This is a genomic window from Paracoccus sp. SSK6, from assembly GCF_039770665.1.
Taxonomy (GTDB): domain Bacteria; phylum Pseudomonadota; class Alphaproteobacteria; order Rhodobacterales; family Rhodobacteraceae; genus Paracoccus.
Genome location: NZ_JBDPNJ010000002.1, coordinates 34542 through 58191 on the forward strand (window position 1 = coordinate 34542; position 23650 = coordinate 58191).

Annotated in this window: 23 protein-coding genes; 7 read left to right on the forward strand and 16 right to left on the reverse strand. The window is 68.8% G+C overall.

The annotated features are described in order from the left end of the window. Positions 1 to 8 precede the first annotated feature (8 nt). Genes AAIL68_RS01935 through AAIL68_RS01945 form a run of 3 tightly spaced genes read right to left on the reverse strand, consistent with a single transcriptional unit; the run spans position 9 to position 2198 of the window. Positions 9 to 1235 (reverse strand): glutathionylspermidine synthase family protein, encoded by a 1227-nt coding sequence (locus AAIL68_RS01935; RefSeq protein WP_347137812.1) that lies wholly within the window; start codon positions 1233 to 1235, stop codon positions 9 to 11. 49 nt (positions 1236 to 1284) lie between these two features. Continuing rightward, on the reverse strand, positions 1285 to 1746 hold the full coding sequence (locus AAIL68_RS01940; RefSeq protein ID WP_347137813.1) for an Lrp/AsnC family transcriptional regulator: 462 nt from the start codon (positions 1744 to 1746) through the stop codon (positions 1285 to 1287). Next, positions 1743 to 2198 (reverse strand): Lrp/AsnC family transcriptional regulator, encoded by a 456-nt coding sequence (locus AAIL68_RS01945; protein WP_347137814.1) that lies wholly within the window; start codon positions 2196 to 2198, stop codon positions 1743 to 1745. Before AAIL68_RS01945 ends, AAIL68_RS01940 begins: the two co-directional genes overlap by 4 nt. Before the next feature lie 130 nt (positions 2199 to 2328). Here AAIL68_RS01945 and ilvC point away from each other — a divergent pair, with 130 nt between their 5' ends. Then, positions 2329 to 3351: a ketol-acid reductoisomerase gene (gene ilvC / locus AAIL68_RS01950; RefSeq protein WP_347137815.1), complete on the forward strand. Its 1023-nt coding sequence runs from the start codon at positions 2329 to 2331 to the stop codon at positions 3349 to 3351. Positions 3352 to 3478: 127 nt separating this feature from the next. Here ilvC and yghU read toward each other — a convergent pair whose 3' ends face one another. Beyond that, positions 3479 to 4345: a glutathione-dependent disulfide-bond oxidoreductase gene (gene yghU, locus AAIL68_RS01955; protein WP_347137816.1), complete on the reverse strand. Its 867-nt coding sequence runs from the start codon at positions 4343 to 4345 to the stop codon at positions 3479 to 3481. A gap of 103 nt (positions 4346 to 4448) precedes the next feature. Between yghU and AAIL68_RS01960 the strand changes: the two genes are divergently transcribed. Beyond that, entirely contained in the window at positions 4449 to 5528 is a 1080-nt protein-coding gene (locus AAIL68_RS01960) for a PA0069 family radical SAM protein (protein WP_347137817.1), read from the forward strand. Positions 5529 to 5750: 222 nt separating this feature from the next. On the opposite strand, the gene AAIL68_RS01965 is transcribed toward AAIL68_RS01960, so the two are convergent. The 6 genes from AAIL68_RS01965 to AAIL68_RS01990 form a co-directional block, all read right to left on the reverse strand. Beyond that, a complete protein-coding gene (locus AAIL68_RS01965; protein WP_347137818.1) occupies positions 5751 to 6116 on the reverse strand; it encodes a DUF983 domain-containing protein in 366 nt (121 codons plus the stop codon). A 90-nt stretch (positions 6117 to 6206) separates the two neighbouring features. Continuing rightward, positions 6207 to 7172, reverse strand: coding sequence for a betaine--homocysteine S-methyltransferase (bmt, locus tag AAIL68_RS01970; protein ID WP_347137819.1), 966 nt, complete (start codon positions 7170 to 7172; stop codon positions 6207 to 6209). A gap of 162 nt (positions 7173 to 7334) precedes the next feature. Beyond that, entirely contained in the window at positions 7335 to 7916 is a 582-nt protein-coding gene (rplI, locus tag AAIL68_RS01975; RefSeq protein WP_347137820.1) for a 50S ribosomal protein L9, read from the reverse strand. A 12-nt stretch (positions 7917 to 7928) separates the two neighbouring features. Next, positions 7929 to 8156, reverse strand: a complete 228-nt coding sequence (gene rpsR / locus AAIL68_RS01980) for a 30S ribosomal protein S18 (protein WP_103173059.1) — start codon at positions 8154 to 8156, stop codon at positions 7929 to 7931. 2 nt (positions 8157 to 8158) lie between these two features. Further along, positions 8159 to 8602: a 30S ribosomal protein S6 gene (gene rpsF, locus AAIL68_RS01985; protein WP_347137821.1), complete on the reverse strand. Its 444-nt coding sequence runs from the start codon at positions 8600 to 8602 to the stop codon at positions 8159 to 8161. Positions 8603 to 8779: 177 nt separating this feature from the next. Further along, the gene (locus AAIL68_RS01990; protein WP_347137822.1) at positions 8780 to 9841 is read right to left on the reverse strand and encodes a cytochrome-c peroxidase; all 1062 of its coding nucleotides are present in this window, start codon (positions 9839 to 9841) and stop codon (positions 8780 to 8782) included. Positions 9842 to 9989: 148 nt separating this feature from the next. Between AAIL68_RS01990 and speB the strand changes: the two genes are divergently transcribed. From speB to AAIL68_RS02010, 4 genes are all read left to right on the forward strand, one after another. Next, positions 9990 to 10949, forward strand: coding sequence for an agmatinase (gene speB, locus AAIL68_RS01995; RefSeq protein ID WP_347137823.1), 960 nt, complete (start codon positions 9990 to 9992; stop codon positions 10947 to 10949). Positions 10950 to 11059: 110 nt separating this feature from the next. Beyond that, positions 11060 to 12112, forward strand: coding sequence for a peptide chain release factor 1 (prfA, locus tag AAIL68_RS02000; RefSeq protein WP_347137824.1), 1053 nt, complete (start codon positions 11060 to 11062; stop codon positions 12110 to 12112). Further along, entirely contained in the window at positions 12109 to 12930 is an 822-nt protein-coding gene (gene prmC, locus AAIL68_RS02005) for a peptide chain release factor N(5)-glutamine methyltransferase (protein WP_347137825.1), read from the forward strand. Before prfA ends, prmC begins: the two co-directional genes overlap by 4 nt. A 264-nt stretch (positions 12931 to 13194) precedes the next feature. Continuing rightward, positions 13195 to 14088 carry a DUF4167 domain-containing protein gene (locus AAIL68_RS02010; RefSeq protein WP_347137826.1) on the forward strand — a complete coding sequence of 298 codons (894 nt, stop codon included), beginning with the start codon at positions 13195 to 13197 and terminating at the stop codon, positions 14086 to 14088. Between the two features lie 39 nt (positions 14089 to 14127). On the opposite strand, the gene rsmA is transcribed toward AAIL68_RS02010, so the two are convergent. The 6 genes from rsmA to lptF all read right to left on the reverse strand — a co-directional run bounded on the left by rsmA (position 14128) and on the right by lptF (position 21933). Then, the gene (gene rsmA / locus AAIL68_RS02015) at positions 14128 to 14979 is read right to left on the reverse strand and encodes a 16S rRNA (adenine(1518)-N(6)/adenine(1519)-N(6))-dimethyltransferase RsmA (RefSeq protein WP_347137827.1); all 852 of its coding nucleotides are present in this window, start codon (positions 14977 to 14979) and stop codon (positions 14128 to 14130) included. Between the two features lie 64 nt (positions 14980 to 15043). Next, positions 15044 to 16012 carry a 4-hydroxythreonine-4-phosphate dehydrogenase PdxA gene (gene pdxA / locus AAIL68_RS02020; RefSeq protein WP_347137828.1) on the reverse strand — a complete coding sequence of 323 codons (969 nt, stop codon included), beginning with the start codon at positions 16010 to 16012 and terminating at the stop codon, positions 15044 to 15046. Beyond that, positions 16009 to 17277, reverse strand: a complete 1269-nt coding sequence (locus AAIL68_RS02025; protein WP_347137829.1) for a peptidylprolyl isomerase — start codon at positions 17275 to 17277, stop codon at positions 16009 to 16011. The genes pdxA and AAIL68_RS02025 overlap by 4 nt, the downstream gene beginning before the upstream one ends. Positions 17278 to 17312: 35 nt before the next feature. Next, complete coding sequence (lptD, locus tag AAIL68_RS02030) at positions 17313 to 19691, reverse strand: LPS assembly protein LptD (protein ID WP_347137830.1); 2379 nt, start codon at positions 19689 to 19691, stop codon at positions 17313 to 17315. Beyond that, complete coding sequence (gene lptG, locus AAIL68_RS02035; protein ID WP_347137831.1) at positions 19688 to 20797, reverse strand: LPS export ABC transporter permease LptG; 1110 nt, start codon at positions 20795 to 20797, stop codon at positions 19688 to 19690. Before lptG ends, lptD begins: the two co-directional genes overlap by 4 nt. Next, positions 20794 to 21933, reverse strand: a complete 1140-nt coding sequence (gene lptF, locus AAIL68_RS02040; protein WP_347137832.1) for an LPS export ABC transporter permease LptF — start codon at positions 21931 to 21933, stop codon at positions 20794 to 20796. Before lptF ends, lptG begins: the two co-directional genes overlap by 4 nt. Positions 21934 to 22047: 114 nt before the next feature. On the opposite strand from lptF, the gene AAIL68_RS02045 reads away from it, so the two are divergent. Further along, positions 22048 to 23628, forward strand: coding sequence for a leucyl aminopeptidase (locus AAIL68_RS02045; RefSeq protein WP_347137833.1), 1581 nt, complete (start codon positions 22048 to 22050; stop codon positions 23626 to 23628). Positions 23629 to 23650 lie beyond the last annotated feature (22 nt).

Below are 23650 nucleotides of genomic sequence, written 5' to 3' on the forward strand. Positions count from 1 at the left end.
TTTCCCCCTTAGTCCGCGATGAAATGCGGCTTGAAGCGCGACAAGTCCTGCGTGATCCGCGCCCGGTCCTCCCGCAGCCCCATGCCGATGCAGGCATCGCCCACGATCCAGGCGCCGACGATGGGCCGGAAGCCGTCGAAGTCGGGCAGCGGCGCATAGGCCTGCACGATGCGCGGATGGTCATTGTAATCCGTATTGGCCGAGGCCTCGGTCACATCGCCGTTCTCGACGATGCTGACGCCCGCGCCTTCGCGCGAAAAGATCGGCTTGACCACATGGCCGCGCTTGAACTGTTGGGCCACCTTGTCGAAGGCACCCGCCACCGCAGGCACCGGACGCCCGCCCGCGACAAGCGCGTCGGCCACGTCATCGGCGAAGAAGGCGGGCAGCAGGTTCGGATGGCCTTCGAACATCTGCCACAGCACCGGCAGGATGCCCTTGTTCGACACCAGCGCCTTCCAGGCGGGTTCCAGGAACAGACAGCCCGACCCCGCGATGTGGCGCGCGTAATCGTCGCGCAGAAGATCTTCCCACGGATAGAGCTTGAACAGCGTGCCGATCACCCGGTCCTCGGCATCGACGAACTGGCCGTCCTTGGTCACGCCCAGCTTGTCCAGGTCGCAGTAATGCGCCCCCATCCCGGCCTCGCGCGCGGCCCAGGCCATGGCCTCGACGGTGGCGTAATCCTCGGGGTTGTTGGCGGCGGCGGTGAAATGGATGTCGGTGTTGCGAGGAAACAGCGCGCGGAAGCGTTCGACCAGAGCCTCGTGGATGCCGTTGAACTGGTCGGCACCGCGCGGCAGCACGCCCGCCGCCAGTTGGTCTTCCAGCCATTGCCACTGGAAGGCCGCGCTTTCGTAAAGCGCCGTCGGCGTGTCGGCGTTGTATTCCAGCAGCTTTGCCGGGCCCTTGCCGTCATAGGCCAGATCCAGGCGGCCATAGATCTCGGGCTCATTACGGCGCCAACTGTCCGCCACCAGGTCGCGATGGGCATCGGGGATGCCCAGACGCTCCATCATCTCCTGGCTGGTCACGATCTCGGCCACGGCGTCGCGGCACATGGCGTGCAGGTCGGTCGAGGGCTCCTCGATGTCATCCTCGACCTGGCGCAGCGTGAAGCGATAGGCGGATGTTTCGTCCCAATAGGGCTCGCCATGCATGTCGGCGAAGGTGAAGCCGACTTCTTTCGCGGTGTCGCGCCACTGGGGCCGTTCGGGAAGGGTGATCTTTTGCATGAGCGAATCTGTAGCGCGGGACAAGGGGCGGGGCCAGATGAAACGCGCTTCAGGCGCCAAGGGGTCCGGGGCGGCGTTCCTCGGACAGCATGACGTTCGCCTCGACCTGTCCCACGCCGGGCAGGGTCATGATGCGGCGGCGCAGGATGCGTTCGAAATCGCTGATGTCCCGCGCGGTGATGCGCAGGCGGTAATCGAACTGGCCCAGGACGTGCTGGACGGTCTGGACCTCGGGGATGGCGGTGACGGCGCGCTCGAAATCTTCCAGGCTGGTGCGGCCCTTGGCGGCCAGGCGGATGCCCAGGAACACCGTCACGCCAAAGCCAAGCGCGGCATTGTCCACGATCACCCGCCGTCCGGCCAGAATACCGCTGTCGGTCAGCCGCTTGATCCGCCGCCAGGCGGCAGGCTGACCGATGCCCACGGCGCGCCCGACCTGGGCCGCGCTTTGGGTGGCGTCTTGTGCAAGGATGCGCAGGATCGCCAGGTCGGTCGCGTCGAGATCGCTCACAGCGCCAGTTCCCCACTGTCCTTGATGGTGGAGACCAGCATCAGCGCGTCGCTGTCCGACACATGCGGCAGCGTCAGGATCCGGTCGCGATAGATCTGCTGCCAATGCGCCATGTCCCGCGCGATCACCGACAGGCGCAGGTCCACGCTGCCCAGGAAGGTCTGGATCTCCGTCACCTCGGGCACCTTTCGCGCGGCGGCGATGAATTCGTCGAAGGCGCGGGGGCTGGTCTTGTCCAGGGTGAAGCGCAGGCTGACCTGCACCTCGTATCCCAAGGCGCGCCAGTCGATGCGGCCCTGGATGGCGGCGATCACGCCGGTCTCGCGCAGCTTTTCCAAACGGCGCCACAGGCTGGCGGGGGCGACACCGGCGCGTTCGGCAAGGATGGCGCCCGGCGCCTCGGGGTCGGCCAGCAGGTGGCGGATGATGCGGTGATCGGTGGCGTCAGGCATGATTTTTTCATTATAGCTATCAAATCGGCATGTCTATCGCACAAAAAGCCGCAGAATTGATATGAATAGATGCCATTTCCGTTCGGCTGACCGCTAGAACCGTCGCAATCGGAACGGAAAGGACTATCCCATGCGCGTTTACTATGACCGCGACTGCGACGTGAACCTGATCAAGGACAAGAAGGTCGCGATCCTGGGCTATGGCTCGCAAGGCCACGCCCATGCGCTGAACCTGCGCGATTCGGGCGCCAAGAACCTGGTCGTGGCGCTGCGCGAGGGTTCCCCCTCGGCCAAGAAGGCCGAAGGCGAGGGGCTGAAGGTCATGGGCATTGCCGAGGCCGCCGCCTGGGCGGATCTCATCATGTTCACCATGCCGGACGAACTTCAGGCCGAGACCTACAAGAAATACGTCCACGACAACCTGCGCGAAGGCGCGGCGATCGCCTTCGCCCACGGGCTGAACGTGCATTTCGGCCTGATCGAGCCGAAGCCCGGCGTCGATGTCATCATGATGGCCCCCAAGGGCCCCGGCCACACCGTGCGCGGCGAATATGTCAAGGGCGGCGGCGTGCCCTGCCTGGTGGCCGTCCATCAGGACGCCTCGGGCAAGGCGCTGGATCTGGCGCTGTCCTATTGCTCGGCCATCGGCGGCGGGCGTTCGGGCATCATCGAGACCGACTTCCGGGAGGAATGCGAAACCGACCTGTTCGGCGAACAGGCCGTGCTGTGCGGCGGTTTGGTCGAATTGATCCGCTGCGGCTTCGAGACGCTGGTCGAGGCGGGCTACGAGCCCGAGATGGCCTATTTCGAATGCCTGCACGAGGTGAAGCTGATCGTGGATCTGATCTATGAAGGCGGCATCGCCAACATGGACTACTCGATCTCGAACACGGCGGAATACGGCCAGTATGTCACCGGCCCGCGCATCCTGCCCTACGAGGAAACCAAGGCCCGCATGAAGGCGGTTCTGCAGGACATCCAGCAGGGCAAGTTCGTGCGCGACTTCATGCTGGAAAACGCCGTGGGCCAGCCGACGCTGAAGGCCTCGCGCCGCGCCAATGACGAACACCAGATCGAACAGGTGGGCGCCAAGCTGCGCGAGATGATGCCCTGGATCTCCAAGGGCAAGATGGTGGACCGCGCGCGGAACTGATCCGTCAAAGGCCGGGGGTTTCACACCCCCGGACCCCCGTGGGATATCTAACGTCCAAAGCAGGCCTGCGACGGACCGCAAATATCCTGGGGGGAGTCCGAAGGACGGGGGGCAACGCCCCCCTTTTTCATTCCGTGCCGATCTTGTCCTGCGTCCGCGTCTGGAAATCGCTGGCGTCGTGGCGTTCCCACAACTGCTGCGACGGCTCGCCCGAGATCTTGTTGACCATGATCCCGCGCTGCACGGCGGGACGGGCCGCGATCTCATCGTACCAGCGGCGGACATTCTTATAGATGCCCGCGTCCAGGAAGGTCGCCGCGTCACCATAGATCCTGCCCGCCACGACCTGCCCATACCAGGGCCAGATCGCCATGTCGGCGATGGAGTATTCATCCCCCGCCATGAAGCGGTGATCGGCCAGATGGCGGTTCAGCACGTCAAGCTGGCGCTTGGCCTCCATCGTGTAGCGGTCGATGGCGTATTCGATCTTGACCGGCGCATAGACAAAGAAATGCCCGAAGCCGCCGCCCAGGAAGGGGGCCGATCCCATCTGCCAGAACAGCCAGTTCATCGCCTCGGTCCGCGCCGCGGGATCCTGGGGCAGGAAGGCCCCGAACTTTTCCGCCAGATAGACCAGGATGGATCCCGATTCGAAGACCCGGCGCGGCGGCGATACGGAATGATCCATCAGCGCCGGGATCTTGGAGTTCGGGTTCACGGCCACGAAGCCGCTGCCGAACTGGTCGCCGTCGCCGATGCGGATCAGCCAGGCGTCGTATTCGGCGTCATGCCCGGCCTCCAGCAACTCCTCCAGCAAGATGGTGACCTTCTGGCCGTTGGGCGTGGCCAGCGAATAAAGCTGCAAGGGGTGCTTGCCCACCGGCAGGTCCTTGTCATGGGTCGGGCCCGCCACGGGCCGGTTGATGCTGGCGAACTGGCCGCCGTTCTCGCCCTTCTGGGTCCAGACCTTGGGCGGGGTATAGTCTTCGGTCATGACATCTCCTGAGGCTGGTTCGGGGGCAGGATGCGTGGGACCGGCTGGAACATCAACAGTCAAAACGCTGGCTTTTGTTCCCTTTATGTTCTAGCTTGGACCCATGCTGCCGCCCCGCAACCCCGACGAACGCCTGAAGGCCCGAGGCACCGACACCCGCCCCGATGGCCGGTTCGAGCCGCACCAAAGGATCCGCGAAGCCGACGGTTGGGACATCCCCGAGGAAAGCCATCTGCTGCGGACCGAGGTTGTGTCGGAACGCCCGCGCAGCATCATCACGCGCAACAGCTCGCCCGACATTGCCTTCGACCGTTCGGTCAATCCCTATCGCGGCTGCGAGCATGGTTGCATCTATTGCTATGCCCGGCCCACGCACGCGTATCTGGGCCTGTCGCCGGGCCTGGATTTCGAGACGAAGATCACCGCCAAGCCCGACGCCGCCGAACTGCTGGCGCGCGAACTGGCGCGGCCTTCGTATCGTCCGGCGCCGATTGCCTTGGGCACCAACACCGATCCCTACCAGCCGGTCGAATCGCGGCTGGCGATCATGCCCGGCATCCTGCGGGTGCTGTCGGACTGGAACCATCCAGCGACCCTGGTCACGCGCGGCCAGACCGTCTTGCGCGATCTTCCCCTGTGGGCGGAACTGGCGGCAAAGCGGATGGCGGCGGTGGGCGTCAGCATCACCACGCTGGACGCCAGCCTTGCCCGCGCGATGGAGCCGCGCGCCCCCGCCCCCGCCACGCGGCTGCGGATGATCCGCGACCTGTCCGCCGCAGGCGTGCCGGTCCGCGTGATGGTGGCCCCCGTCATCCCCGTCCTGACCGAGCCCGAGATTGAGGCGATCCTGACCGCCGCGCGCGAGGCGGGCGCCACCACCGCCAGCATGATCCCCCTGCGCCTGCCCCTGGAGGTCGCGCCCCTGTTCCGCGACTGGCTGGACCGCCACCGCCCCGGCATGTCCGCGCATGTGATGAACCGCGTGGGGGCGATGCGCGGCGAGCGCGACAACGACGCCCGTTTCGGACACCGCTTCCGGGGGCAGGGGGTCGAGGCTGACCTAGCCCTGCAGCGCTTCCGGCTGGCGCGCAGGCGGCTGGGCTATCACAAGGACCCGGCCCCCCTGGATTGCAGCCGCTTCGGCCCGCCGCCCAAGGCGGGGGAGCAGCTGTCGCTGTTCTGAGGCGGGACCGTCGGCAGGCATGTCGCGGTGCCGTTCCCCCGCCCGCGTGATCGGGTGCCATCAGAGACGGTGCCATTCCGCGACCACGATAGGCCAGCGCCCGCCGGTGGCGGGGCGGGCGCTGGCCGGGCCCTTGAGGCCCGGCGGTTCAGATGGCACACGCAACGTGTGGCGAAGGCGATGGCCTTCGCCATGTCAGTGGCGTGAGGACTGTTGATCGCCTCAGGCCCCCCGGTCCCGTTCGTTCTTGGCCCAGAGATAGCCGATGAAGGCGCCCTTCACGAAGCGCAGCAGGATCAGTGTCAGGACCGTGGTGATGACCCCGGTGATGACCAGCAGCATGACCGGGCTGGGCCGGAACAGCACCCAGGTGAAGCCGATCAGCGGGATCAGCAGCAGCAGCATGATCGTCATGGTGAAGAAGGCCGGGCCGTCGGCGGCGGGATAGCGGCCCAGGGGCGCGTGGCAGATCTCGCATTCCGAAGGCACGCGCAGATAGCCGCGCAGCAACTGGCCCTTGCCGCAATTGGGGCATTTGTTCAGCAGGCCCCGGCCGATGGCCGTCCTGCTGTCGCGTTCCTCGGTCATGGTTTCTGTCCGCCTTTTCTGGTCCTGTCCGGTCCTCAACCGGGCAGAACCCCATTTGGATGCGTCAGGTCCATGCGCCGGGGACGATTTTCAGGATCCGTCGCCCACAGAACTGAACCCGCCCAGCCGCGACGCGATCTCCTCCAGCGAGGGGCGGGGACCGGGGGCCCGGGTTTCCAGCGCCTCGCGCATGGCGCGCAGATGGGCGGGCGTGGTGCCGCAGCAGCCGCCGATGATGCGCACCCCCATGTCGCGGGCCAGGCAGGCGTAATCGGCCATGATGGCGGGCGTGCCGTCGTAATGCAGGTGCCCGTCCTCAAGGTGCGGGATGCCTGCGTTGCCCTTGGCGATGATCGGGCGTTCGTTGCCCGAGGCCACGAAGTCGCGCACCGTGCGCAGCAGATCCGCAGCACCCATCCCGCAATTCGCGCCATAGGCCAGGGGTGGGTTGGGCAGCCGTTCCACCAGGGCCGACAGTTGCGTCGAGGTCACGCCCATGATCGTCCGGCCCGCGGTGTCGAAGCTCATCATCCCGCACCAGGGCATGTCGGCCAGATGCGCGGCCTCGGCGGCGGCGCGGAATTCCTCGGCGCTGCTGATGGTTTCCACCCACAGCACGTCCGCGCCGCCTTCCTTCAGCGCCTCGGCCTGTTCGTGGAACATCTCGACCGCGCGGGCATGCGACAGGCTGCCGATGGGGGCCATGATCTCGCCGGTGGGGCCGATATTGCCCGCCACGATCACGCGGCGCCCCGAGGCATCGGCGATGTCGCGGGCCATGGCCGTGCCCGTCCGGTTCAGTTCGCGCACGCGATGGGCGGCGCCCTGCAGCCGCAACCGGCTGGCGTTGCCGCCAAAGGTGTTGGTCAGGAACAGGTCCGCCCCGGCATCCACGGCGTCCCGGTACAGGCGGCGCACCAGGTCGGGCCGCTCGGCGTTCCACAATTCGGGCGCGACATTCGAGGGCAGGCCCATGTTGAACAGGTTGGTCCCGGTCGCCCCGTCCGCCATCAGCCAGTCGCGGCCGGCAAGAAGCCGGCTGAGGGGGTCGGGCATCGGCTGTCCTTCAGCGTAATGCGAAATGTCCGTCCAGGGACGGCTGCCAATCATCAAGTCCATGATACGTCTGGTTCCGGCGGGAAACAATTTGGAACGAAACGAAAAAAGGCCGCGGCGGTTTCCCGTCGCGGCCCTGAACTTTGCGTGTGCGGTGGCCCCTTAGCGGTCGTAGTCGTCGCCCTCGTTCGCCGCGCCGATGTCGTCGAACAGTTCGGCGATCTCGAATTCGGCGGCGGCATCGGCCTCGGCGGCCAGATCCTGGATCGACTTGCCCTGCGCCTGCAGTTCAGCCTCTTCGGCGGAACGGGCGACGTTCAGGACGATGGTCGCGTCCACCTCGGGGTGCAGCACGACGCTGACCTCGTGCATGCCCAGGTCCTTGATCGGCTGGTTCAGCACGACCTGCTTGCGGTCCAGCGTGAAGCCGGCCTCGGTCGCGGCCTCGGCCGCGTCGCGGGTGGTCACGGAACCATACAGCGCGCCGGCGTCGGACGCCGAACGGATGACCACGAAGGTCTGGCCGTTCAGCTTGTCGGCGATCTTCTGCGCCTCGGCCTTGGATTCGGCGTTCTGCGCCTCCAGTTGGACCTTGCGGTTCTCGAAGGACTTGATGTTGGCCTCGGATGCGCGCAGCGCCTTGCCCTGGGGCAGAAGGAAGTTGCGGGCATAGCCTTCTTTGACGCGGACCACTTCGCCCATCTGGCCAAGTTTCGCCACGCGTTCCAGCAGGATGACTTGCATGTCCCCGTCTCCTTACTTCACGACATAGGGCAGCAGGGCCAGGAAGCGGGCGCGCTTGATGGCGCGGGCCAGTTCACGCTGCTTCTTGGCCGAGACGGCGGTGATGCGCGAGGGCACGATCTTGCCGCGTTCGGAAATGTAACGCTGCAGCAGGCGCGTGTCCTTGTAGTCGATCGCAGGCGCATTCTCGCCCGAGAAGGGGCAGACCTTGCGGCGGCGGAAGAACGGTTTGTTGGCCATCATCAGATCCTTTCAGTCCGCTCGCGGCGTTCGCCACGGTCGGCGCGGTCGCCACGGTCACGATCACCACGCGGGCGGTCGCCACGGTCGCCGCGATCCCCGCGGTCGCCGCGCTCGCGGTCGTCGCGTTTCTGCATCTGGACCGAGGGGCCTTCCTCGTGCTTGTCCACGCGCACGGTCATGACGCGCATCACGTCGTCATGCAGGCGGGCCAGGCGTTCCATTTCCTGGACGGCGGACGAAGGCGCGTCCGAACGCAGGAAGGCGTAATGGCCCTTGCGGTTCTTGTTGATCTTGTAGGCCAGGGTGCGCACACCCCAGTATTCGTTCTCGATGACGCGGCCGCCGTTGTCGGCAAGCACGGTCCCGAAATGTTCGATCAGCCCTTCGGCCTGCGTGTTCGACAGGTCCTGGCGGGCGATCAGCACATGCTCGTACAGAGGCATGGCATCCCTTTCAGTGTCAGGCGCATTTCATCGACGGGCCAGCCCTTCCGCACCCGTCACGAGAGGCTGCGCCGGTTGAAGGATCCGGGCGGAAGGATGCGGCTTTATAGCGGCGAATGCTGCGGATGCAAGGTGATTCGGGGTTGCCCGGCCCAGACACGGACCGGGCCAGGGGAGTTACCGCACCATCGGCTGGGGTTGCGGCGTCTCGGCGTTGCGCACCGGCAGGACCGGGTGGACGATCTGCGGCTGTTTGCCGGTCAGCGTGCCCAGGAAGGCCACGATCTCGTCGATCTGGGTTTCGGCCAGTTCCGTGCCAAGCTGGGACGAGGACATGATGTCAACCGCCTCGTGCAGATCCCAGACGGCGCCCGAATGGAAATAGGGCGCGGTCAGCGCGACGTTGCGCAGGGGCGCGGCGCGGAAGACATATTCGTCGTCCGCCGTCTGCGTCACGGCAAAGCGGCCCCGGTCGCCTTCCGGCAGGACCGATCCGCCCGGCCGCTCGATCACGCCGAAGGGATAGTAATCCTGCCCGCCCACGTTCACGCCCGCATGGCAGGCCGTGCAGCCCGTGTCCATGAAGGCCGCCAGCCCGCGCTTTTCCTGATCGGACATGGCGGCGTCGTCGCCCTTCAGGAACAGGTCGAAATCGCTGTCGGGGGTGATCAGGGTCGCCTCGAAGGCCTCGATGGCGCGGGCGAAGTTGTCGAAGCTGACGGGGTTTTCATCCTCCGGGAAGGCCGCCTTGAAGGCATCCACATAGCCCGGCATCGAGGTCAGCGTGCCCAGCAGGTTCTCGGGGGTGTTGTTCATCTCGACCCCGGCCTGGACCGGGCCCTTGGCCTGGGCCGCCAGATCCGGCGCCCGGCCGTCCCAGAACTGCGCGACGTTGAAGATCGCGTTCAGCATGGTCGGCGAGTTGCGCGGCCCCTGCTGCCAGCCATGCCCGATCGAGGTGGTCAGCCCGTCCACGCCGCCCAGGCCCACGTTGTGGCAGGACTGGCAGGAAAACACGCCCGACCGCGACATGCGCGGATCGAAGAACAGCATCGCGCCAAGCTCGACCCGTTCAGAGGTCAGGTCGTTGCCCGCCGGGGTCTGGGGCGCGTCGGGGATCGGCTGGAACCATTCCAGCGCGGCGGCGCGCAGGTCGGCGTCCGAAGGAAGCTCGCCTTGGGCAAGGGCGAGGGGCGGAACGGCGAAAAGCGCGGCGATGGCAAGAAGGGAGGTCTTCATGGCTGTCTCTCGTTGGGGGTTCGCGCGTCCAGGGCAAGGTCTGGCCGATATCGGCCGCCCCCGCCCTGATGCAGATCAAACCGGGGTGCTTGCGCCTTGTTCCCGGCCGCGCCACCATGGGGCCGCAGGCAATGGCGGGACGGCGGCGATGGCGCTTGAGGATGCGAAGAACCAGGTGGATCAGGCCTTTACGCGACGCGACCCGCGCGGGTTGTCCTTCGAGAACGCCTTTGGCGGGGCCACCAGCTTCCTGCGGCGGCGTTACACGAAGGATCTGGCGGGCGTTGACGTGGCGGTCACGGGCATCCCCTTCGACCAGGCGGTGACGCACCGCCCCGGCACCCGCTTCGGCCCCCGCGCCATCCGCGAGGCCTCGACGCTGCAACCTTACGATCCGCCCTATGGCTGGGGCTATGACCCGCTGTCGGCCCTGACGGTGGTGGATTACGGCGACATGGCCTTCGATTACGCCAACACGCGAGAGGTGCCTGCCCGGATCGAGGCGCATGTCGGCGCCATCCTGGACGCGGGCGCGGCGCCCGTGACGCTGGGCGGCGATCATTCCATCACCCTGCCGATCCTGCGCACGGTGGCCGCCCGGCACGGCCCGGTGGCGCTGATCCAGTTCGACGCCCATTCCGACACCTGGGCCGACGACGACCCCGAGCGGATCGACCACGGGACGTTCCTCTACAAGGCGATCCGGGAGGGGATGGTGGATCCGGCGGCCAGCGTGTCGGTCGGCATCCGCACGGAAAACCCCGACACCCTGGGCGTGACCATCCTGGACGCGGCGGGGGTCCACCGCGACGGCGTGGACGCCACGCTGGCCCGCATCCGCGCGGTGACCCAGGACCGCCCGGTTTATGTCACCTTCGACATCGACGCGCTGGATCCGGCCTTCGCGCCCGGCACCGGCACGCCGGTCTGGGGCGGGCTGGCAAGCTGGCAGGCGGCGGCGCTGCTGCGCGGGCTGGCGGGGGTGGACCTGATCGGCGGGGACGTGGTCGAGGTCTCGCCCCCCTATGACACGACCGGGGCCACGGCGATTGCCGGGGCGCATGTGGCGATGGAACTGATCGCGCTTTACGGCTGGACGCGGCGCTGATTGCGTCCCGCGGCGGCGGGGGGACTTCGCGTCCCCCCGCACCCCCCTGCGGGATATTTGCAGTCCAAAGCAGGCTTGCCGGTTTCGTGGCGCACGGGTAAGCCGCACCCATGTTGCCCGAAGATCGCCTGTCCCAGATCGTCCAGCGGTTCGAGTTTCTCGAAGCGCAGCTGAATGCCGGCGCGGCCCCCGACCAGATCGCCCGGATCAGCCGCGAATATGCCGAGCTGAAGCCCGTGGTCGAACAGATCGCCCGTTGGCGCGCGGCCCGGAACGACCTGACCGAGGCCGAGGCCATGCTGGCCGACCCCGAGATGCGCGACCTTGCCGCCGACGAGCTGTCCCGCCTGCGGGACGAGATGCCTGTGCTGGAACAGGCGCTGCGCATCGCCCTGCTGCCCAGGGACGCCGCCGACGCCCGCCCCGCCATCATCGAGATCCGCCCCGGCACCGGCGGGGACGAGGCCGCGCTGTTCGCGGGCGACCTGCTGTCCATGTATCGCCGCCATGCCGAACAGCAGGGCTGGACCTTCCAGATGCTGGACCTGACCGAATCCGACCTGGGCGGCGTCAAGGAGGCCGTGGCGCGGGTCGAGGGCGAGGGCGTCTTCGCGCGCCTGAAATACGAATCCGGCGTCCACCGCGTCCAGCGGGTGCCCGAAACCGAATCGGGCGGGCGCATCCACACATCCGCCGCGACCGTGGCCGTCCTGCCCGAGGCCGAGGAGGTCGATATCGACATCCCTGCGGGCGACATCCGCATCGACACCATGCGCGCGTCCGGGGCGGGCGGGCAGCACGTCAACACCACCGATTCGGCGGTGCGCATCACCCACCTGCCCACCGGCATCGTCGTCACCAGCAGCGAGAAGTCCCAGCATCAGAACCGCGCCAATGCCATGGCCGTGCTGCGCGCGAGGCTCTACGACATGGAACGCTTGCGCGCCGATGCCGAGCGGGCCGCCGACCGCAAGTCGCAGGTGGGTTCCGGCGACCGCAGCGAACGGATCCGCACCTACAACTTCCCGCAGGGGCGGATGACGGATCACCGCATCAACCTGACGCTTTACGCGCTGGACCGGATCATGGCGGGCGACCTGGGCGAGATCATCGACGCCCTGACCGCCCATGACCAGGCCGCCCGCCTGGCTGCGCAGGAATGAACCTGCGGGACGCGCGCGCGGGTGCCGCCCGGCGCCTGGCCGCCGCCGGGATCGAGGGCGCGGCGCGCGACGCCGACCGGATCCTGGCCGCCGTCCTGGGGGTGGAACCGGGACGGCTGCGGATCATCGACCGCGACCTGACGGCTGACGAACTGGCCCGGCTGGACCATGGCATCGCCGCCCGCGCCGCGCGCCAGCCTGTCGCGCAGATCGTGGGCTTCCGCGACTTCTACGCCCATCGCTTCCGCGTCACCCGCGACACGCTGGACCCGCGTCCTGAAACGGAAACGCTGGTGCAGGCGGCGCTGGAACTGCCCTGGACCAGCGTGCTGGATCTGGGGACAGGGACGGGGGCGATCCTCATCTCGCTTCTGGCGGCGCGGCGCGGGTCCGTGGGGCTGGGCACCGACATCTCGGGCGCGGCCCTTGATGTGGCGCGGGGCAATGCCCAGATGATCGGGGTGACGGCCGGCTTCGCGCAGGCCGACTGGTATGACGGGGTGACGGGGCGCTTTGACCTGATCGTCTCGAACCCGCCCTATATCGCGTTGTTCGAAATGGCGGACCTTGCCCCCGACGTGCGGGACTGGGAACCGCATGGCGCGCTGACCGACGGGGCCGACGGGCTGACCGCCTATCGCGCCATCGCTGCGGGGGCGGCCCGCCACCTGACCCCCGGCGGGCATGTGCTGGTGGAAATCGGGCCGACCCAGGGGGCCGCGGTTTCGGCCATCTTCACCGAGGGGGGGGCGGAAACGCGCGTGATCGCCGATCTGGACGGGCGCGATCGTGTCGTTTCGGCCCGGTTTCCGGCCTGAATGCCGGGAATTGCGGGCTTTCCACACGATTTCGCTTGTCAGCCCCCGCCCGGCATGTTTAGTCGCCCTTGTGCAGGGGGCAGCGATGCCGCCGCACGGGTCAGCCTGAAAAAGCCGATTCCCTGATGGACGCCTTGCCGCGTTCGTTCGGGGCCCCGGCGCGGGCTGAACGGCGAATCGCCCCTTCTTGCGCCGCCGGTCGCCCGCGAAGACGTCCAGATCCCTGGAAAACCGGATCAACTGGAACCACATACAGACAGACTGATGAGATCATCGAAATCCCGTTCGCGCAACAAGTCGAACCGCCAGCGCACGCTGGGCAATATCGTCAATCGCGTCTTCGACAGCTCGGGCCCCGAGGGCAAGGTGCGCGGAACGCCCCAGCAGATCATCGACAAATACCTGACCCTGGCGCGTGATGCGCAACTGTCGGGTGACCGCGTGGCCGAGCAGGCCTTCCTGCAGCACGCCGAGCATTACACCCGCATGCTGGGCGAGGCGCAGAAGGAGATGGCCGAGCGCCAGCAGCTCCACCAGAGCCGCCCCGATGGCGATGATGCGCGCGAAAGCCAGCCGAACGGCAACAACGGCCATCAGTACCGCGACAATGGCGGGCGCGACGACCGCCGGGATGAGAACCGCCGCGACGATGGCCGTCGTGAGAATGGCGGGCGCGAGAATGGCGGCCGCGAAAACGGCTTCCGCGACAATCGGAACAGCCGCGACCAGCAGTCCGACCATGCCCCCCGCGAACAGGGCAACCGCGAACAGGCCAGCCGTGACCAAGCCCCGCGCGAACAGGCCAGCCGTGAGCAGGGCCGGGACCACGGGAACCGGGAGCAGCCGCGTTCCGAACCCGTGGCCGAGGCGCGCGAAGACCTGCGGCCCGCGCCGCAGCCGGAACTTGCCCTCCAGCCGCAAGCCGAAGCGCAGCCCGAACCGCAGCCCGAAGGCCTGCCGGATGCCCTGACCATCTCTGAAGACGAGGCCGCAGGCCCGGTCGAGACGCCCGAAGCCGCGGCCAAGCCCGCCCGCAGCCGCGCCCCCCGCGCGCCGCGCGGCGACAAGCCCGCAGCGCCCCGGACCCCTCGGGCCCGCCGCAAGGCCCCCGAAGGCGAGGCGAAGGCGGAGGATGCCCCCGCCGCCAGCGAGGAATAAGAAAAACAAGGCCGCGGCATCCGCCAGCGGCCTTTTTCATCAGCCCTGACGCGCGGCCTGCAAGGCGCGGGCCAGCGCGCAGAAGCGTTCCAGGTCGATCTCCTCGGCCCGCGCGGTGGGCGGGATGCCTGCCTGTTCCAGCAACGATTCGATCTGCGGATGCAGGCCCCGCAGGGACGCGCGCAGCATCTTGCGCCGCTGGTTGAAGGCGGCGGCCGTGACCTGCGACAGCACCGCCGGATCGGCCGGATAGCGGGGCGCGGGCAGGGCCGTCAGGTGGACCACTGACGAATGGACCTTGGGCGCGGGCACGAAAGCCTCGGGCGGCAGGGTCATGACGATGCGCGCGTCCGCCCGCCATTGCGCCAGCAGGGCCAGGCGGCCATAGGCCTTGCTGCCCGGCGCGGCGACGATGCGTTCGGCGACTTCTTTCTGGAACATCAGCGTTAACGACTGCCAGAAGGGCGGCCAGTCCGGGGGCGTCAGCCAGCGGATCAGGAGTTCGGTGCCGACATTGTAGGGCAGGTTCGCGGCCACCCGGATCGGAGGGGTCAGATGCGCCAGAGGGTCAATCTCCAGCGCATCGCCGTGGATCACGGTCAGTCGGCCGGGATGGGCCTCGGCGATTTCCTGCAGCGCGGGCAGGGCGCGGGCGTCCTTTTCGATGGCCAGCACATGGCGCGCCCCTTCGGCCAGCAGCCCGCGCGTCAGCCCGCCGGGGCCGGGGCCGATCTCCAGCACGTCGCATTGCGACATGTCGCCCGCCTGCCGGGCGATCTTGGCGGTCAGGTTCAGGTCCAGCAGGAAGTTCTGGCCCAGCTGCTTCTTCGCCCGAAGGTCGTGGCGGGCGATCACTTCGCGCAGCGGGGGCAGGTTGTCGATGGTACTCATTGCGGCAAGGCCGGGGGTTTCACACCCCCGGGCCCCCGTGGGATATTTAGGGTCCAAATCAGGATCATCTGCGCGCCGCCGCCATGTCGCGGGCCATGCGCAGGGCGGCGCTGGTGGATGCGGGGCGGGCCAAGCCCTTGCCCGCGATGTCGAAGGCCGTCCCGTGGTCGGGCGAGGTGCGGATGAAGGGCAGGCCCAGCGTCACGTTCACCCCATGGTCGAAGTCCAGCGTCTTGATCGGGATCAGCGCCTGGTCGTGATAGGCGCAGATCGCCGCGTCATAGCGGGCGCGGGCGGGGGCGTGGAACATCGTATCGGCAGGCAGGGGGCCGGTCAGGTCCAGGCCCTCGGCCCGCAGGCGGTCCAGCAGGGGGGCGATGCGGTCCGCTTCCTGGCGGCCCATGGTGCCGCCTTCGCCCGCATGGGGGTTCAGGCCCGCGACCGCCAAGCGCGGCGAGGGGATGCCGAAATCGCGGATCATCGCGGCATGGGTGATGCGGATCGCCTGTTCCAGCACAGGATCGGTCAGGGCCGCGGGCACGTCCTCCAGCGGGATGTGGATCGTCGCGGGCACCACGCGGCAGGGCGGCGTCACCGTGGTCGAAGCCAGCATCATCACGACCGGCACATCCCCCGCCAGATGCGCGAGGTATTCGGTATGGCCGGGAAAGGCGAAGTCTGCCCCTTCCTTCAGCGCCTGCTTGCTGATGGGCAGGGTGCAGATGCCTGCCGCCTGTCCCGTTATCGCCAGATCCACCGCGCGGGCGATCACTTGGATTACCCCCGCCGCGTTGGCGGGATCCGGGCGGCCAGGGGTGGCGGGCGCGGCGAAGTCGTGGCGCAGCACGGGCAGGTGGCCCGCAGGCACCGGGTCACCCGGCGCGGCGATTTCGGTGAAGGCCGTGCCCGCGGGCAGGTGGCGCGGATCGCCCATCCAGGCGAAATCCACGCCGGAGGCCAGCGCCTGCGGGGCCAGTTCCGGGCCGACGCCCGCAGGCTCGCCGCAGGTCAGGATGATGCGGCGGGCACTCACGGGCGGCGGATGACGGCGTCGGCGCGCAGTTCGGCCAGATAGGCCTCGGCTGCGGCATTGGCCTTGCGGTTGAAGATCTCGTCGCGGACGGCGTCGCGCGTGGGCAGGGGGTTGGCGCCGGGCACGGCGGCCTCGACCCCGTCGTCGGGCAGGGCGGTGGTGGCCACGTCATTCGCCATCTCGGCCACCAGGGCGGGCTGGCGGGAACACAGCATCACCAGATCGGCGCCGTTCCCGTAATCGACCACGCCCGCCTCGTCCCGGTCCATCACCGCCAGGCGCTGCGCGACCAGCGTCGGGATCGCGCCCTGCGAGACGGTCTGGCGCTGCACCTGCGCCGCCGCCTGCGGCCCTGCCTGCACGTAAAGGTCGTCGCAGCTGCGCGTCCGGGCGGCCAGGGTCGCGGCCTCGGCCGCCGTTGCCAAGCGCAGCACCGCATAGTCGATCACCTGCTCGGTCGCGCCGGGGCGCAGCGTGCCCTGGCTGTCGCGCAGGTGGAACAGTACGACCGCGCCTTCCACGGTCAGGGGCTGCGTCGTCTGGCCGGGCTGCAGGGCGGTGATGATGGGGCGCAGGGCCGGGGGCAGGTTGTCGATATTCACCCAGGCCAGGCGCCCGCCCGCCCGCGCCGATTCGGCGGCGGAATACTGCCGCGCCGCGGCCTCGAACTGGTCCGAGGACAGGTTGGATCCGGCGATCTGGCGCGCCAGGTTCATGGCCTGCTGTTCCTGGCCCGGAGGCGCGGGGATGATCAGTTCCGAAATCAGCACTCGCGACAGGATCGGCGTCTCGACCTGCTTGCGCAGTTCCTGGTCCACCTCGGCGTCCGAGACCTTGATGCGCGGCACCACGCGTTCGCGGATGACCGACCGCCAGACAAGCCCCGCGGCGACGAAATCGCGATAGGCCTGGGGCTCGACCCCGGCGCGTTCCAGGGCGGCGGTGAATTCGGCCGCCGACAGGCCGGCGCGGCTTGCGAATTCCTCAAGCCCGTTCTGCAGGCCTTCCTCGGTCGGCACGATGCCAAGCTGGCGGGCGGCGAAGCTGCGCAGCCGGTCATCGACCAGGGCCTTCTGCGCCTCGGCCTCGGTGGTGTTCGGCGCACCCAGGATCTGCATGAAACGCTGGCGCTGCCCGACCTCGTAGCGGGTGATGGCGGCGTTGTTGACATAGACCACCGGCTCGAACGGGTTCTGCGCCAGGATCGGCGCGGGCGCTGCCGTCAGGGCGGCCGCCAAGGCGAGGCTGGAAAGGAAATGCCGCATCTGCTGCCCCTTTGTGTTCGTTTCTTGGCCGGAGACTAGCGCATGCAGGACCGGCGCGCCACCGTGCCCGGCAGGTCTTCCTGCACGCCGAAGCCGCCCAGCCGCACCGACAGCCCGACGCTGGTTTCCGGCCGTACGCTGTCCGAACTGGTGAAGCGGCGCGACAGGCCCATCTCCACCGTCAGGCATTCGTTGCGATAGGTCACGTCCAGCGACGCGCGCTGCGCCCGGTCGGCCACGAAGTCATAGCGCGTTTCGGCATTGCCCCACCAGCCGTCGCGGATCTGCCAGCCGACATTGGCGACCAGTTCGCTGATGTCGGGAAGCTCGACGGCGTTTCCGCTGTCGCCGTCCAGCCACAGGTGCCCCGCTGACAGTTGCAGGTCGTCGCGCAGCCAGCCCAGCCGCAATTCGTTGCGCGACATGTTCAGGTCGTCGCCGAACAGCGCCCGGTTGGCGATGGCAAGGCCCGTGCCGCTGTCGTACTGGGCCGAGACCAGCCAGTCCGAGCTTCGCCCGGACAGGGCCGATCCTTCGGGAAAGGCCTCGTCGGGGTCGGCGCGCAGCACGCGGCCCCCGGTCAGGGCCAGCGACCAGCCGGTCGGGTCGATGCGCGTCCAGGTCACGCCCAGATTGGCGCGAAGCCCGCTTTCGCGCGCGTCCCAGCCGGGAAAGCGGTTGTCGGAAAACAGGTTGCCCTCGTCGAACTCGATCAGGCGGCTGTCCTCGTTCGGGATGTCGCCGTCACGGCCGGAAGGCGAATACAGGATCTGGGCCACGGGCTCGACCATGTGGGTGGCGCCGTCGCTGCCGCCGATCAGCGGCCAGCGCAGTTCGACCCCCAGCATCGGGTCGGCGCGGGCCACCAGGTCGTCGTAACGGCTGTCCTGCGCGATGCGATAGATGTCGGCATCGAACCCCGCCAGGGCCGCGCCCACCACGCCGCCCGGCAGGATCTCGCTGCGGCGCCAATCAAGGCCCACCGAGGCGCGCGCCATGTCGCGGCCCACTTCGTCCCGGTCCGAAGGGCGGCGATGCGCGTGGACCGACCATTCCAGCAGCCCCTGGCCGCCGATGTAATCGGGGGTGAAGCGGCGCTGCCAGATCACGTCGGCCACCTGCGCGGGCGAGGTGCTGTTGTTTTCGTCGTCGCGCAGGGAATGATAGTTGCCGGCGCGGCCGAAGAACAGCTTGTCGCGGGTGATGCGTTCCAGGGTGAAGCCGCTCCACAGCCGGTCGGCCTCGGTGATGTCATAATCCAGCAGATAGCCCCGGTCGGACGCCGCCTGCACCTGCACGCCCAGGCGATAGCCGCGCGGCAGATCGACCAGGGCATTACCGAAGATGTATCCCCGCGTCTCGCCCGGATCGATGTCGTCGCGGCTGATCGCGCCGTTCCATTCGGTCACGGCATTGGCCCAGGCCTGACGATAGCGCAGTTCCAGCGTCCGCGTCCGGCTGGCCGAGACATAGGGCGTGACCGTCACGTCGGCATGATCGCCCAGCGTCACGAAATAGGGCAGCTTGATCCCGAAGCCCAGGCCCGAGGTGGTGCGGAACTCGGGCCGCAGGAAGCCCGTGCGGCGTTCCACCGTGGGATCGGGCGCGGTCAGCGCGAAGGGCGCGGCGGCCAGGGGGATGCCGAAGGCGCGGAATTGCGGGTGGTCGAAGGTGATCAGCCGGGTTTCCGCGTCATGGGTGATGGTGCGGGCGCGGATTTCCCACAGGGGCGTCGGGTCGCTGGCGCAGATCTGGCAGGAGGACGCGACCACATGGCGCAGGTTGGTCATGCGCCCGTTGCCGGTCCGCGTCAGTTCCGTCGCGGCCAGCTGCAATTCGCGGGCCAGCACCAGCCGCGCGCCGCGGATGATGCCGTCCTGCAGCTTGCGGTCCAACTGGCCCGAATCGGCGATCAGCACGGCCTCGGCGTCCGGGTCGGCGGCGCCGGGGCGCGACAGGTGGATCGGCCCCTCGATGGTCAGGTCGCCCGAGGCGCCGTCCACGACGATGCGCGACGCGACCAGCCGCGCGCCCTGGTACCAGACCACCACGCCCCCCGCCGCGATCAGCGTCCGGTCGCCCTGCAGGACCATGCTGTCGGCCAGCACGGTCGCCGCGTCGTCCGGCGGCCCGCCCGTGTCGCGGCCGGGCAGGGTCACGTCTGCATCGGGCGCGCTTGCCTGAAGCCGCGCGGCCTCGGGGGTGCGGTCGCCCAGGATGTTGTTGCCCAGGGGATCGGCGGCGGGGGCCAACGCGGCCTCGCCGCTCCAGCCGAAGGCTCCGGGGCCGCTGACGCTGCCCGCGCCCAGGCCCGGATCCTGGGTCAGGACCGTCTGGGCAAGCGCCGTTTCGGGCGCCACGCCGGGCAGCAGCGCCAGCCCCAGTGCCCAGGACTTCAGAATGCGGCCCTTCATCCGTCCTCCCGCGCAAGGATCAGCGCCATGGCCAGCAACCCGCCCACCAGCGGCGGCGTCCAGCCTGCCAGCCAGGGCGGCACCTGGCCGTTGTCGCCCAGAACCTGCGCCAGATTGCGCAGAAAGAACAGCCCGATCCCGGCTCCGAAGGCCAGCAGCACCGCGCCGCCGGTGTTCCTGCCCCGCACATGCTGCATGGTGAAGGCGGCGGCGATCAGCACCATGGCGGCCATCAGGAAGGGCCGCGCCAGTTCCATCTGCAGCCAGACCTTGTGGCGCGCGGCCGAAAAGCCCGCGCGTTCCAGCCCGGCGATGAAGCCCGGCAACTGCCAGACCGGCACGGCCTCGGGGCGGCCGAAGCCCTCGCGGATGCGCTGCGCGGTCAGGTCGGATGCAAGCTCCATCCGCGCGGCGGTGGTGGCGGCGGCCTGCGGGTTGGCTTCGGTCAGGGGATAGTTGCGCACATCGGTCAGATCCCACTTGCCGGGAACCAGCCGGGCTTCGCGCGCCTCGACCCGGCGGACGGGGCCGCGGGCTTCGTCGAAGACCATGAAGGTCGCGTCGTAAAGCGTCGTCGCGTCGGGGCTGGCGCGGCGGGCGCGGATGACGATCTGGCCCGCTTCCTCGGAGCCCTCGACCACGGCCTGGCGCAGCCAGACGGCGCTGTCGCCCACCGACACGGTCTGGCGGCTGGCGCGTTCGATCCCCGCCACGGCCTCGTCGAAGCGCGCGCCGGTCACGGCGACCAGGGGGTTCAGGAAGGCCACCGTCAGCGCGCCCACCAGCACGGCGGTGATCGCCGGCGCCGTCACCACCTTCAGCGCCGACCGCCCCGACGCGCGGATCGCCACCATTTCGGACGTGCGCGCCAGGTTCAGGAACAGCGCAATCCCCGCCAGCACGGTCAGCAGCGGCAGGATCGAATAGAAACTGGAGGCGACATTCAGCCCCGCCAGCCCGAAGGCGCCGCCCAGGCCGATGTCGCGGTCGGCGAAACGGCGGATCATCTCGATCATGTCGATCAGCAGAAGGATCAGCAGGAAGACCCCCGCGATGGTCACGAAGGACCGCAGGAAGCGCCGCGCGACATAGCGGGCCAGGATCATGCGGCGGTCCCCCCCCGATGCGAACCGTGCCTCAAGCGGCGCGGCCTGCCCGCCAGCCACAACAGCCCGCAGCACAGCGCCGCGCCGATCAGCGCGGGCAGGTACAGGACCGCCCACAGCGACGGATCCCTCCCAGCCTGGTTGGCGGCGGCATTGGTCAGGAACTGCACCAGGATCAGCCCGCCGATCGCCCACAAGACCTGCCGCCAGACGCCGAATCGCGAATAGCCGCCGATCAGCAGCGTGGCAAAGCCGATCATCGCGGCGATGGGCGACAGCAGCGGCTGGGCGATCCGCTCATGCGCCTCGCGCCGGGCCTCGGGCGCGGTGGCGCCGGTGGCGGCCAGCAGATCCGCATCGGGGTTCAGCAGCCGCAGCGTGCCGTAATCGCGCAGGTCGCGGCCCTTGCGCGCCCCGCCGGTGAACAGCGCCCCCACGTCATAGCTGAATTCCTGGAACCGCGTCACCGCCAGCGACTGCCGCCCGCCCGCCTGCCGCAGGTTCTGCGACATGCCGCGCAGCAGGATCAGCACCGGGCCGGTCTCGGCCCGGACCACCAGCGCCTCCTCCGAGGTATAGATCACCTGGTTCGACGGATCGCGCGCGTCCTCGATGAACAGATCCAGCAACCGGCCGTCGCTGGCGATGTCGCGGATGAACAGCGTGATCCCGTCGGCCGGATACTGGAAGGTGCCGGGGCGCAGGAACCGCTCGGTCACGTCCTGGGCCAGTTCCGCCTGCCGCTCGGCCAGCCGCGCGCGGGCCATGGGCACCAGCCCGTGGACCAGCACCGCCACCATCAGTCCCGCGAAGACCCCGAAGACCAGCACCGGCCGCGCCAGCCGCCAGGGCGACAGCCCCGCCGCCTGCATCGCCACCAGCTCCGATTCCCCCGACAGCCGGTTCGTGCCGTAAGCCGTCGCCGCAAAGGCCGCGACCGGCAGCACGACGGAAATCACCAGGGGCAGCGTCAGCGCCGTGAATTCCAGCACCACCAGCGCGGTCTGCCCGTCGCTCAGCAGGTCGTCGAACAGGCTGACGGCGCGGTTGATCCAGTAGACCGACACCAGCACCAGCGCGAAGAACCCGAACAGGGTCAGCAACTGGCCGAGGATATAGCGGTCGATCCGGGGCATGGGATGGGGAATGTCCTTCAGGCAGGCGCGTCATGTTCTGCTTAGCGGCAAGGGCGGCTCTGGAAAAGGGTGCGCGGGGCGTCTAGGCTTTCTTCCGCAAATGATGAGGACGCCATGACCCACCCCGTCGAGATCACCTTTTCCGAAATCGCCGCCGACCGGCTGGCCAGCCACGAAGGGCGGGTGGCGATCGTCGTCCAGCCGGGGGGCAGGCTGCCCCAAGGCCTGCCGCGGGCTGCGCGCGAGGCCGCGCAGCGGGCGATGGAATCGAAGGCGGGCAAGGGGTTGAAGCCCGGCGCGGCGCTGGAACTGGCCTTCCCGGCGGGCATGGCGGCCGAGGCGCTGACGCTGGTGGCGCTGCCTGCCGGGGCCACCGTGACCGAGGCGCGCAAGGCGGGCGCGGCCATCGGCGCCAAGCTGGGAAAGACCCATACGCTGGTGCTGGCGGGCGGGCACAAGCTGGCGGGTGAAATCGCCCTTGGCATCGCGCTGCGCGGCTATGACTTCTCGGTCTACCAGACCAAACCCGCGGAAGGGGGCGAGGAGGCGGGCGCCGACCCGATCCCGCAAAGCGTCACGCACGAACCCGAAACCGCCGTGATGGCCGATGCCCAGGCCGACAGCGCGCCCGAAACCCCGTCCGAGCCGGTCAGCGAAAAGGCCCGCGTGACCTTCATGGTCAAGGATCCCGAAACCCTGGCCCGCACCGCCCAGGACGCGGCGGCGGTGGCCGAGGGCGTGTTCTTCACCCGCGACCTGGTCAACGAACCGGCCAACGTCCTGACCACCACCGACTTCGCCGACCGCCTGAAGGCGATGGAGGAGATCGGCCTGTCTGTCGAGGTGCTGGAGGAAGACCAGCTTGCCGAACTGGGGATGCGCGCGCTGCTGGGCGTGGGGCAGGGGTCGGAAAGCCCCTCCAAGGTCGTGGTGATGCGCTGGAACGGCGGCCGGGACGAAGCGCCGCTGGCCCTGGTCGGCAAGGGCGTCGTCTTCGATACCGGCGGCATCTCGATCAAGCCTGCGGCGGGGATGGAGGAGATGACCATGGACATGGGCGGCGCGGGCGTCGTGGCGGGCGTCATGCGCACGCTGGCCCTGCGCCGGGCGAAAGCCAATGTCGTGGGTCTGGTGGGCCTTGTGGAAAACATGCCCGACGGCAAGGCGCAGCGTCCGGGCGACATCGTGCGGTCGATGAAGGGCGACACCATCGAGGTCATCAACACCGACGCCGAAGGCCGCCTCGTGCTGGCCGACGTGCTGTGGTACGCGCAGACGCGCTTCAACCCCTCGGCCGTGATCGACCTGGCGACGCTGACCGGCGCCGTCATCATCGCGCTGGGCCATGACAACGCGGGCGTGTTCTCCAACGACGACGCGCTGGCCGACACCATCCTGGCCGCCGCGCGGGCCGAGGGCGAGGGCGCCTGGCGCCTGCCCCTGGGCCAGCCCTACGACGCGCTCATCAAGTCGCGCCTGGCCGACATGAAGAACACCGGCGGCCGCGCGGCGGGGTCCATCACCGCGGCGCAGTTCCTGCAGCGCTTCATCCGCAAGGGCACCCCCTGGGCGCATATCGACATCGCGGGCGTGGCCCTGCCGCCCGCCGCCACCGACCTGGCCCCCAAGGGCGCGACCGGCTGGGGCGTGATGACGCTCGACCGCCTGATCCGGGATCGGTACGAGAGCCGCTGAGCTTCCAGGTCGCAGCGCAGCC

Bases quoted from the DNA above. Each gene is read 5' to 3' on its own strand.
- AAIL68_RS01935 (WP_347137812.1), bottom strand. From the start codon at position 1,235: ATGCAAAAGATCACCCTTCCCGAACGGCCCCAGTGGCGCGACACCGCG.
- AAIL68_RS01945 (WP_347137814.1), bottom strand. From the start codon at position 2,198: ATGCCTGACGCCACCGATCACCGCATCATCCGCCACCTGCTGGCCGAC.
- ilvC (WP_347137815.1), top strand. From the start codon at position 2,329: ATGCGCGTTTACTATGACCGCGACTGCGACGTGAACCTGATCAAGGAC.
- yghU (WP_347137816.1), bottom strand. From the start codon at position 4,345: ATGACCGAAGACTATACCCCGCCCAAGGTCTGGACCCAGAAGGGCGAG.
- AAIL68_RS01960 (WP_347137817.1), top strand. From the start codon at position 4,449: ATGCTGCCGCCCCGCAACCCCGACGAACGCCTGAAGGCCCGAGGCACC.
- AAIL68_RS01965 (WP_347137818.1), bottom strand. From the start codon at position 6,116: ATGACCGAGGAACGCGACAGCAGGACGGCCATCGGCCGGGGCCTGCTG.
- bmt (WP_347137819.1), bottom strand. From the start codon at position 7,172: ATGCCCGACCCCCTCAGCCGGCTTCTTGCCGGCCGCGACTGGCTGATG.
- rplI (WP_347137820.1), bottom strand. From the start codon at position 7,916: ATGCAAGTCATCCTGCTGGAACGCGTGGCGAAACTTGGCCAGATGGGC.
- rpsR (WP_103173059.1), bottom strand. From the start codon at position 8,156: ATGGCCAACAAACCGTTCTTCCGCCGCCGCAAGGTCTGCCCCTTCTCG.
- rpsF (WP_347137821.1), bottom strand. From the start codon at position 8,602: ATGCCTCTGTACGAGCATGTGCTGATCGCCCGCCAGGACCTGTCGAAC.
- AAIL68_RS01990 (WP_347137822.1), bottom strand. From the start codon at position 9,841: ATGAAGACCTCCCTTCTTGCCATCGCCGCGCTTTTCGCCGTTCCGCCC.
- speB (WP_347137823.1), top strand. From the start codon at position 9,990: ATGGCGCTTGAGGATGCGAAGAACCAGGTGGATCAGGCCTTTACGCGA.
- prfA (WP_347137824.1), top strand. From the start codon at position 11,060: ATGTTGCCCGAAGATCGCCTGTCCCAGATCGTCCAGCGGTTCGAGTTT.
- prmC (WP_347137825.1), top strand. From the start codon at position 12,109: ATGAACCTGCGGGACGCGCGCGCGGGTGCCGCCCGGCGCCTGGCCGCC.
- AAIL68_RS02010 (WP_347137826.1), top strand. From the start codon at position 13,195: ATGAGATCATCGAAATCCCGTTCGCGCAACAAGTCGAACCGCCAGCGC.
- rsmA (WP_347137827.1), bottom strand. From the start codon at position 14,979: ATGAGTACCATCGACAACCTGCCCCCGCTGCGCGAAGTGATCGCCCGC.
- AAIL68_RS02025 (WP_347137829.1), bottom strand. From the start codon at position 17,277: ATGCGGCATTTCCTTTCCAGCCTCGCCTTGGCGGCCGCCCTGACGGCA.
- lptD (WP_347137830.1), bottom strand. From the start codon at position 19,691: ATGAAGGGCCGCATTCTGAAGTCCTGGGCACTGGGGCTGGCGCTGCTG.
- lptG (WP_347137831.1), bottom strand. From the start codon at position 20,797: ATGATCCTGGCCCGCTATGTCGCGCGGCGCTTCCTGCGGTCCTTCGTG.
- lptF (WP_347137832.1), bottom strand. From the start codon at position 21,933: ATGCCCCGGATCGACCGCTATATCCTCGGCCAGTTGCTGACCCTGTTC.
- AAIL68_RS02045 (WP_347137833.1), top strand. From the start codon at position 22,048: ATGACCCACCCCGTCGAGATCACCTTTTCCGAAATCGCCGCCGACCGG.